This window comes from Paenalcaligenes sp. (genome assembly GCF_030152715.1).
Taxonomy (GTDB): Bacteria; Pseudomonadota; Gammaproteobacteria; order Burkholderiales; family Burkholderiaceae_B; genus Paenalcaligenes; species Paenalcaligenes hermetiae.
Genome location: NZ_JASLIX010000033.1, coordinates 1 through 8874, shown reverse-complemented (window position 1 = coordinate 8874; position 8874 = coordinate 1). Strand labels below are relative to the sequence as shown.

Sequence of the window (8874 nt, the reverse complement as noted above, 5' to 3'; positions counted from 1 at the left end):
ACAAACACCGTATGATTGACGTCTAAACTCCACTTTCTTACCGAGAGCCTGATGTACTTGCTCATAATTTTGGCCTTACCCTTTGTTGGCAGCCTAATTTCCTCACTACTTCCCGCCTCTCAACGAAAACTTCACGCCCTGCTGGCGGGTGGGGTCGCCTCTGTCTGCGCTGTCATTACCCTGGCTTACGCCCCTGCGATTTTTCAAGGACAAATCATCCAGTTTTCCTCAGCGTGGATCCCTGCTCATGGCATCGATTTCACCCTTCGTATGGATGGCTTTGCTTGGCTATTTAGTCTAATTGTGAGCGTAATGGGCGCGCTGATTGCACTGTATGCCCATTATTATTTATCCCCGCAAGACCCTGCCCGACGCTTTTTTGCTTTTTTACAAGCCTTTATGGGCTCCATGTTAGGGGTGGTCATATCCGGTAATCTGATCCAACTTGTGGTATTTTGGGAGCTAACCAGCCTTTCCTCGTTTATGCTCATCGCCTATTGGTACCATCGCCGTGATGCGCGTCGTGGTGCCAGAATGTCTCTGGTAATCACCGGAGGCGGCGGGTTGTGTTTACTTGCTGGGGTGCTTATGCTGGGTCAAGTAGCAGGTAGCTATGATTTAAGCACTGTGCTGGCCACACGCGATGTGGTGCAATCGCACCCATGGTATCCCATTTTGCTGGCGCTAATTGCGCTGGGTGCACTAACCAAAAGCGCACAATTCCCCTTTCATGTCTGGTTACCACGCGCCATGGCCGCCCCCACTCCGGTCTCAGCCTATTTACACTCTGCCACAATGGTAAAAATGGGGGTGTTTTTACTAGCACGGTTCTGGCCTATTATGGCTGGCACAGCCGCGTGGACGTGGGTAATTGGCGGTGCTGGTCTAATCTCTTTAACTTTAGGCGCTTACGTTGCCACCTTTCAGCGGGATATGAAAGGCGTTTTGGCCTACTCCACAATTAGCCATTTGGGCTTAATTACTCTGTTGCTTGGGCTAAGCACACCAATGGCCTTAGTCGCCGCCATTTTCCATATAATTAACCACGCTACTTTTAAAGCCTCTTTATTTATGGCGGCTGGTATTGTGGATCATGAAAGCGGTACACGTAACCTAAACCGCCTTTCTGGCTTACGCCACTATATGCCTATCACGGCTACCCTCGCTGCTGTAGCCGCAGCGTCAATGGCAGGCGTTCCGTTGCTTAACGGATTTATTTCTAAAGAAATGTTCTTTACCGAAACCATGTTTGCCGGCACTGGCAACTGGTTTAGTCAAGCACTTCCTATCGTAGCCGTGATAGCAAGTACTTTTAGTGTGGCTTACTCTTTGCGCTTTATCAGCCAAGTCTTTTTTGGCCCCCCAGCCAAAAACTTGCCTCGCACTCCTCATGAGCCCCCCCGTCTCATGCTCATTCCCAGCGCACTGCTGGTCTTTATCTGTTTAATTGTGGGGATTTTTCCAGCATATACCGTTGGGCCGCTGTTACATACGGCGGTATACTCAATATTAGGAGCACAAACCCCAAACTACAGCCTACATGTTTGGCACGGCTTTAATCTACCCTTACTCATGAGTGTGATCGCCACCCTAGGCGGCATTGGACTCATTTGGCTCTTAAATCGTTATCGCAAAGGTCGTTCAGACCGAGCCCCCTTTATTTACCAAATTAACGGGCGCCGTATTTTTGAATGGCTGATGGGTTGGATTGAAGCCGGAGCAGATGCGGTTATCCATTACACCTATTCCGATCGCTTGCAGCGACAAGTGCTTCTTATCATTCTAGCCACGGTGGGCGTAAGCATATGGGCATTACGTTCAGGCAATTGGTTTAATGTGCAGCAGCTCACTACACCCGACCCACTCTTTGCTTTGATGTGGGTAGCAGGAGCCGCCTGTGCAATCGGGGCAGCGTACTATGCCAAATTCCACCGCCCCGCAGCCCTCCTGTTATCTGGTGGCGCTGGCTTAGTCACCAGTCTCAGCTACGCCTGGCTATCCGCCCCTGACCTGGCCTTAACCCAGCTTGCTGTAGAGGTAGTAACCGTTGTCTTAATTTTATTGGGATTGCGCTGGTTACCTAAACGTGTACCACTACCAGATGGTCTAGGTATTTCTAAGGCGCGAGCTCGCTTTAGGCGCTCCAGAGACGCGGTGGTTGCCGTTCTTGGCGGCAGTGGGATTGCCGCACTGGTGTTTGCATTACTGAGCCGTCCGCATCCCGAGGGCGTGGCCCCCTTTTTGGTGGAAAAAGCCTTGCCTTTAGGTGGTGGAGCAAACGTCGTCAACGTAATCCTTGTGGATTTCAGGGGCTTTGATACCTTTGGGGAAATTACCGTTCTTGGTGTGGTCGCCCTAAGCGTGTATGCCCTTTTACGACGTTTCCGTCCACCAGTAGAAACAGTCGCCGCCCCTCTTGCGCGTCGTCAAAATCAAAACGACGCCTTGCAAACAACCTTCGAAGAGCCTGATCCCAACGCCATTTTGCCCGAGGGCATTATGAAACTTCCCGCTGTGCTAGTGCGTTTGCTTTTACCTATTGCTGCTCTAATATCAGTCTACTTTTTATTACGCGGCCATAATTTACCCGGTGGTGGCTTTGTGGGCGGCCTGATCATGGCCACAGCGATTATTTTGCAATATATGGTAGGCGGTGTCGTGTGGGTTGAATCTCGCCCCTTAATCCAACCCCAAACATGGATTGCATTAGGTATGCTTACCGCCGGCTCTGCCGCTATGCTAGTTTGGCTTTATGCTAAGCCTTTTTTATCCGCTCAAAGCTGGAACCTAACCGTACCGCTTATAGGTACGATTCACACCTCCAGCGCGCTGTTATTTGATATTGGCGTCTATATGCTAGTTGTGGGTTCAACCGTCTTAATGCTCGTTGCGATTGCTCACCAGTCTTTACGCTTTTATCGCAAGCTTCCTTCCATCCAAAAAGCCTTACAACAAAAGCAGGAGTCCTGATGGAAATTATCTTATCGTTAGCCATCGGTGTTTTAGCCGGATCAGGAATTTGGCTCGTATTACGACCCCGTACTTTTCAATTCATTATGGGCTTGTCATTACTGTCCTATGCCGTCAACCTGTTCATTTTCGCCATGGGGCGTATTCATCTTGGTACCCCTCCCGTGATTTCTACGGAGCTAGGAGCAGATCCTAGCTTATATGCAGACCCTTTACCCCAAGCGTTGGTGTTGACTGCTATTGTTATTGGCTTTGCAACAACCGCTTTATTTTTAGTGGTGCTTTTAGCTAACCGCGGCTTTACTGGCACTGACCATGTGGATGGACGCGAGGAACAAGCTTAATGTGGCAGCAACATCTTCCTATTTTTCCTATCGCCATTCCACTGATGACCGCAGCACTTATGCTGCTGCTCAAAGACAAACACCGCCCTTTTAAATTAGCTTTAGGGACCCTGTCTTTAGCCTTGCAGTTTTATGTGGCAATTACCCTGTTAGGCATGGCTGATGGCTCGATTGCGACCAGTTGGCTACATGGCGTAGGAGTCTACCTATTGGGGGACTGGCCTGCTCCTTTTGGTATTGTCGTCGTCGTTGACCGCCTTGCCGCCATGATGCTTGTTCTCACGAACTTACTCGCTGCGGCAACCTGGTGGTATGCAACGGCTCGTTGGGATCGTGCTGGCGTACACTTTCACCCACTTTTTCAACTGCTTATTATGGGGCTAAATGGCGCCTTTTTGACCGGGGATCTTTTTAACCTCTTTGTCTTTTTTGAAGTCTTTTTAGCCGCCTCTTATGGACTAATGTTGCATGGCTCAGGTCGCGACCGCGTGCGCGCTGGTCTACATTATATTGCAGTCAATTTAATTTCCTCATTTTTATTACTTATTGCTATCGCATTAATTTACGGTATTACCGGTACCTTAAACATGGCTGATCTCGCCGTCAAAGCTGGCTATCTGTCCGGTGCTGACCGTTTGGTTTTTGAGGCAGCCGCAGCCATACTAGGTGTTGCTTTTCTGATTAAAGCAGCCGCTTGGCCTTTGAACTATTGGTTAATCGATACCTACGCGAATACCAGCGCACCAGTAGCTGGCATGTTTTCCATCATGACCAAAGTCGGTATTTATGCTTTGCTGCGGATTGGCTCGTTACTATTACCTACCGGCGCGCCAGCTGCTTTTGGTGGAGAATGGATGTTCCCTGTCGGGATTGCTACCTTAGCTTTTGGCTCCTTAGGTATGCTCGCCGCACACCAGCCTGAGCGCATGGCAAGCTATTGCATTATTATTTCCTCCGGTACGCTACTAGCCGCTTTAGGAATGCCTGGGGTGATTTTAACCGGGCCTGCTTTATATTACTTACTAAGCTCCGTTCTAGCTCTGGGCGCATTTTTTATGCTGCTAGAAATGATTGGACGCGTACAGCATTTTGGTTCTGACTTATTAGCTGTAAGTCAAGAGGCCTTTGATCTGGCCGATCCTGAAAGCGAAGATAGTTCCGACGATGTAGTTGGTATTGCCATTCCAGCCGCTATGGTGTTTCTTGGCATGTCTTTTATTGCTTGCGCACTACTTATTATCGGCCTTCCGCCGCTATCTGGCTTTGTTGCTAAGCTCTCGTTATTATCTGCTGCATTAAAGTCCTCTGGAGCCACCAGTAACGCATGGATTCTTACTGCTACAGTATTGCTGTCCGGCTTTATCGGTATTATGGCATTGTCGCGCACGGGGATTCGACTCTTTTGGAGCTTTAGTGATCTCAATATTCCTCGGCTCCGTTTGAGTGAAGCCTTGCCCGTAGCAGGCCTTATCGTACTTTGCGGTCTCTTAGCCATGCGCGCAGGCCCCATCACCAACTACCTAGAACAAACCGCCGCCTATTTGGATCAACCCAATCAATATATTTCTGCTGTACTGGCGCGTGATCCTATCCGTTCTGTGGGAGTAGAGGCTCCATGAAATACTTACGCTTTACCTTCTTACCCCTGCTTTTATTTTTCTTATGGCTCTTGCTTAACGGGTTTTCTACCGCCCACGTCGCGCTCGGTGCAGTTTTAGCCATCGCCTTAAGCGTAGCGGCAATTCCTTTCCGCCCTATACGTGCCACCCTCTCGCATCCTTTTCTAGCCCTGCGCTTATGTTGGCATGTCGCCGTCGATATCGTGAAATCCAACTATGATGTGGGTCGTATTGTCCTCTTTACCCAACGCGCCCAGCCCACCCCTGGTTTTTTACCCATTCCATTAACCTTACGCGATCCACATGGGCTAGCCGCTTTAGCTTGTATTATTACTTATACCCCTGGGACCGTTTGGGCGGGTTTTGATGAAAGCACCCATACATTAACCTTGCATATTCTTGATTTAAAAGACGAGCAGTTTTGGCTGGATACGATTCAAAAACGTTACCAAGGACCTTTAATAGAGATTTTCGAATGAGCATCTATATTTACTGGGCGAGCTTATTTGCACTACTATGCTACACCCTAGGCATGGGAATATCCGCTTACCGCTTACTTACAGGACCAACGGCTGCAGATCGTGTCTTAGCATTAGATACGATGTATAGCAATGGACTAATGGCGCTACTTGCTCTAGGCTTACGCTTTGACTCCACCCTCTATTTTGATATTGCTCTCTTAATTGCTTTATTTGGCTTTGTTGGCTCTGCCGCGATGGCTAAATTTTTACTTCGGGCCGAGGTCATCGAACCATGACAACCTTTCCTCTTTGGCTTAACCTGCTTATCGCTTTACTGATCGCACTCAGTGGAATAATCACCTTAGTAGGCACTCTGGGTTTAATTAAGCTGCGTCATTTTTACTCTCGGATGCACGCCCCCACTCTGGGTAATACCTTAGGCGTTTTCTGTATGCTTGTGGCCTGTGCTCTAGTTGCCAGCTTCAGTACGCAAAAACTCTTAATTTACCCATTAATCATTACAGTGCTTTTAGTCATTACCTCTCCTGTAACGGCCATTTTACTAATGCGTGCCGCAATTAAACGCGAACTTCGTCAGCGCATAGCTGACTATGCTCCTGATGAGCCAGGTCATATGGATATGCCTTTAAAATCCAAAGGGAACCCCCCATCTCATACATAACTGACTGCAAGTGCTTACTTTAGGTTACGCGTAGCCTTGTTACACTTTAATGATGTTCAACCAGATGGAGTTTTATGATGAAAAAAATTGTTATGGCACTCAGTGCTGCCTCACTCGCTTTTGGTTTTGCGACATCCAGTCACGCTCAGCCTATTGATCCTCAGCAAGCCTACCAAGAGGCCATGGCTCAATGTGAAATGCTCAGCGGTGATGCAAAAACGAACTGCCGACGGGATGCGGGTGCAGCGCTACAACAAGCAAAGCGCAATCCAAAGCAGCACGTCGATGAACAAACTTTAGCTCGTCATCGCACAGCGCGATGTCAAGCCCTACCAGAGCATTTACGCGAAGACTGCTTGGCGCAAATGACAGGTCAACATGAAACTCAAATCTATGGGTCCGTAGAAGGTGGCGGCATTTTACGCCAAACAACGATTACCATACCGGGTGAACCCTATCAGCCTGCACAACCTGCTGTTATTGAGTCCTCTCCGACTCCATCCCCGGCTCAATAACAGGAAAACGTCGTCTAAACCCTGTGCCCCTACGGGGGCCAGGAAAGACCACGCTAATACGCGTCCCCTTAAAATGCGGACGACTAATTAAATTCCATCCTGCTCCATGTGCCAAGGCGATTTCTCGTACAATAGCTAAACCAAGCCCCGAACCATCGCTTTGGGAGCTATCCGTCCCACGATAAAATGCCTCGAATAACTGGCTTGCTTGATTTAAGCCTATTCCCACTCCGTCATCCTCTACACTTAAAGTAGGGGGATTCGCACTAACCCGTAACGTAATCCTCTCTTGCGCTTGAGCATAACGTAACGCATTATCAATTAAATTGCCTAAGAGCTCATCTAAAAGCAACGGATCCGCATCAACCCATACTGGCTGCTCAGGAGCAGATAGCTCCAGTCGTAAACCATGCTGATACGTAGCAGCTAGCCATTCGGCCCCACTAGTGCGTGCCCACTCACATAAATCCAAACGAACAAAGCAATCTTGAGGACTCGCCGCAGAGTCCGCACGTGCTAACACCAGTAACTGTTGCCCTAATCGAATCATACGCTCGGTGCTTTGCTTAATGCGTTGGGCCTGTTCACGCAGATCTTCTGGTAACGGTTTGGTGAGCATCAGCTCAGACTCTAGGCGTAAAGCGCTTAGTGGTGTGCGTAGCTGGTGCGCGGCATGCGCAATAAAACGCTTTTGCGCGGCAACACTTTGATCCAGACGCACTAATAACTGATTAAACTGATCGACCAAAGGCCGTAACTCCGCGGGTAAATCCGCCGCGCTCAATGGTTGGAGCGACTCTGGATCCTGAGTTTGAATATCCTGCCCTAAGCGCTCCACGGCTCGTAGACCGGATTTCAGACCAGCGATTAACACCCAGCCAAAAAGTGCTACCCAAAGCAACTGGCTCAACAGCATGGTCCAAAAAATATCACGTAAGAGCCAGTCCTCTAAGTGCATACGACTAGTAAGCACCCATGTCACCGCCAAATCTAACAATACTAATAAGGCGATAGGTGGAAACAAGCGTATCATCAAGTGCCGCGCTAAGCTATTTTTACGTAAAGAGTTACGAATCTGTTTAACCATAGCGTTTAACGCTGGGAGACTTCGAGCGCATAACCAAAACCACGCACCGTCTGAATCAACACCCCAGTATGCTCTAAGCGCTTACGCAATCGATACACATAAACCTCAACGGCGTTATCACTAAAATCCGTTGAGCGGTCGGATAAGGATTGAATGATTTGCTGTTTCGTGACGACTTTACCGGCACGCTGCATCAGCAGCTCTAATAAAGAGAACTCGCGCACCGATACATTAAGGCGCTGCCCCTCGAACAGTAGCTCTTTATTTTGTGTATCTAAACGCAAAGGCCCTGCCTCGAGAATATGTTGTAACTGGGCTTGATGACGCCGCCCTAAAGCACGGACCCGTGCAGCTAACTCTGCCAGCTCAAAAGGCTTGGTCACATAATCATCCGCCCCCGCATCTAAGCCTGCCACACGATCCTCGAGGGCATCCCGCGCTGTTAAAATCAATACAGGAATCGTATGCCCCGCTGCACGTAATTGACGCAACGCTTCTAACCCACTTAGCTGCGGCAGATTTAAATCCAAAACCAATAAATCAAAACGCTGTTGCTCACATTGCAAAAGCAGCTGATCACCTTGAGTAATCAGCTGCGCTTCATGGCCTTGAGCTTGCATAAAGTCACGCAAAGCGGGACCTAGAACCCGATCGTCTTCAATAATTAGTACTCGCATACTGCGATTTTATACCGAGTCGCTCATTTTAGGGAGCAGGCGTATCAGGGCGCGTCACAAAACCCAAGCGTGTTAGTCCCGAAGCTTTGGTTCGACTCATAACCTGTGCTAATAACTCATAGCGGGTTTCCTGGTCAGCTCGAATCCTTACCTCCGGCTGCGGCGTATCTTGGGCAAAGGGTTGCAACGTCGCCGTTAGGTCATCTAAGGCAACCTCTTCATTGTCCAAATATAAAAGCCCCTCGGGCGTAATCGCCAAGTCCAGGTATTTTTTTTCATTTTCAACAGGTTGTGCGCTGGCCTGTGGCAGCTGTACCGAAATAGAATGCGTCAGCAAGGGGGCGGTGATCAAAAAAATCACTAATAACACCAGCATCACATCAATCAACGGCACCATGTTGATTTCTGCGTTGGTATGACTCTGTGAGCCCCCCCGATCAAAACTTCCAAACGACATAATAGCCTCTATTTTGTATTGGGTTTACCGTTTCCATCCGACACTTGCTGGCCTGTAGTCAA

Annotated in this window: 10 protein-coding genes; 7 read left to right on the top strand and 3 right to left on the bottom strand. The window is 48.8% G+C overall.

Going from position 1 to position 8874, the window contains the following annotated elements; genetic code table 11:
- Positions 1-51 precede the first annotated feature (51 nt).
- From Q1V74_RS02535 to Q1V74_RS02505, 7 genes are all read left to right on the top strand, one after another.
- On the top strand, positions 52-2970 hold the full coding sequence (locus Q1V74_RS02535) for a monovalent cation/H+ antiporter subunit A (RefSeq protein ID WP_300646926.1): 2919 nt from the start codon (positions 52-54) through the stop codon (positions 2968-2970).
- Positions 2970-3314, top strand: a complete 345-nt coding sequence (locus tag Q1V74_RS02530) for a Na+/H+ antiporter subunit C (RefSeq protein WP_300646925.1) — start codon at positions 2970-2972, stop codon at positions 3312-3314. Before Q1V74_RS02535 ends, Q1V74_RS02530 begins: the two co-directional genes overlap by 1 nt.
- Complete coding sequence (locus tag Q1V74_RS02525) at positions 3314-4933, top strand: monovalent cation/H+ antiporter subunit D (protein ID WP_260649751.1); 1620 nt, start codon at positions 3314-3316, stop codon at positions 4931-4933. Before Q1V74_RS02530 ends, Q1V74_RS02525 begins: the two co-directional genes overlap by 1 nt.
- Positions 4930-5412 (top strand): Na+/H+ antiporter subunit E, encoded by a 483-nt coding sequence (locus tag Q1V74_RS02520; protein WP_260649749.1) that lies wholly within the window; start codon positions 4930-4932, stop codon positions 5410-5412. Before Q1V74_RS02525 ends, Q1V74_RS02520 begins: the two co-directional genes overlap by 4 nt.
- On the top strand, positions 5409-5690 hold the full coding sequence (locus Q1V74_RS02515) for a K+/H+ antiporter subunit F (protein WP_260649747.1): 282 nt from the start codon (positions 5409-5411) through the stop codon (positions 5688-5690). The genes Q1V74_RS02520 and Q1V74_RS02515 overlap by 4 nt, the downstream gene beginning before the upstream one ends.
- A complete protein-coding gene (gene mnhG / locus Q1V74_RS02510; protein WP_300646924.1) occupies positions 5687-6076 on the top strand; it encodes a monovalent cation/H(+) antiporter subunit G in 390 nt (129 codons plus the stop codon). The genes Q1V74_RS02515 and mnhG overlap by 4 nt, the downstream gene beginning before the upstream one ends.
- A gap of 74 nt (positions 6077-6150) precedes the next feature.
- Positions 6151-6591 carry a hypothetical protein gene (locus tag Q1V74_RS02505; RefSeq protein ID WP_300646923.1) on the top strand — a complete coding sequence of 147 codons (441 nt, stop codon included), beginning with the start codon at positions 6151-6153 and terminating at the stop codon, positions 6589-6591.
- On the opposite strand, the gene Q1V74_RS02500 is transcribed toward Q1V74_RS02505, so the two are convergent.
- From Q1V74_RS02500 to Q1V74_RS02490, 3 genes are read right to left on the bottom strand one after another with little or no spacing between them, the layout of a single operon-like run.
- Complete coding sequence (locus Q1V74_RS02500) at positions 6554-7678, bottom strand: HAMP domain-containing sensor histidine kinase (RefSeq protein WP_300646922.1); 1125 nt, start codon at positions 7676-7678, stop codon at positions 6554-6556. The two genes, Q1V74_RS02505 and Q1V74_RS02500, sit on opposite strands and share 38 nt — an antisense overlap.
- Positions 7679-7683: 5 nt before the next feature.
- On the bottom strand, positions 7684-8355 hold the full coding sequence (locus tag Q1V74_RS02495; protein WP_300646921.1) for a response regulator transcription factor: 672 nt from the start codon (positions 8353-8355) through the stop codon (positions 7684-7686).
- 28 nt (positions 8356-8383) lie between these two features.
- Positions 8384-8812 (bottom strand): biopolymer transporter ExbD, encoded by a 429-nt coding sequence (locus tag Q1V74_RS02490; protein WP_300646920.1) that lies wholly within the window; start codon positions 8810-8812, stop codon positions 8384-8386.
- Between the last annotated feature and the right edge of the window lie 62 nt (positions 8813-8874).

Excerpts from the sequence above, each read along its gene's own strand:
- Q1V74_RS02500 (WP_300646922.1), bottom strand. The coding sequence starts at position 7,678 with ATGGTTAAACAGATTCGTAACTCTTTACGTAAAAATAGCTTAGCGCGG.
- Q1V74_RS02495 (WP_300646921.1), bottom strand. The coding sequence starts at position 8,355 with ATGCGAGTACTAATTATTGAAGACGATCGGGTTCTAGGTCCCGCTTTG.
- Q1V74_RS02505 (WP_300646923.1), top strand. The coding sequence starts at position 6,151 with ATGATGAAAAAAATTGTTATGGCACTCAGTGCTGCCTCACTCGCTTTT.
- Q1V74_RS02520 (WP_260649749.1), top strand. The coding sequence starts at position 4,930 with ATGAAATACTTACGCTTTACCTTCTTACCCCTGCTTTTATTTTTCTTA.
- Q1V74_RS02535 (WP_300646926.1), top strand. The coding sequence starts at position 52 with ATGTACTTGCTCATAATTTTGGCCTTACCCTTTGTTGGCAGCCTAATT.
- Q1V74_RS02515 (WP_260649747.1), top strand. The coding sequence starts at position 5,409 with ATGAGCATCTATATTTACTGGGCGAGCTTATTTGCACTACTATGCTAC.
- Q1V74_RS02490 (WP_300646920.1), bottom strand. The coding sequence starts at position 8,812 with ATGTCGTTTGGAAGTTTTGATCGGGGGGGCTCACAGAGTCATACCAAC.
- Q1V74_RS02525 (WP_260649751.1), top strand. The coding sequence starts at position 3,314 with ATGTGGCAGCAACATCTTCCTATTTTTCCTATCGCCATTCCACTGATG.
- mnhG (WP_300646924.1), top strand. The coding sequence starts at position 5,687 with ATGACAACCTTTCCTCTTTGGCTTAACCTGCTTATCGCTTTACTGATC.
- Q1V74_RS02530 (WP_300646925.1), top strand. The coding sequence starts at position 2,970 with ATGGAAATTATCTTATCGTTAGCCATCGGTGTTTTAGCCGGATCAGGA.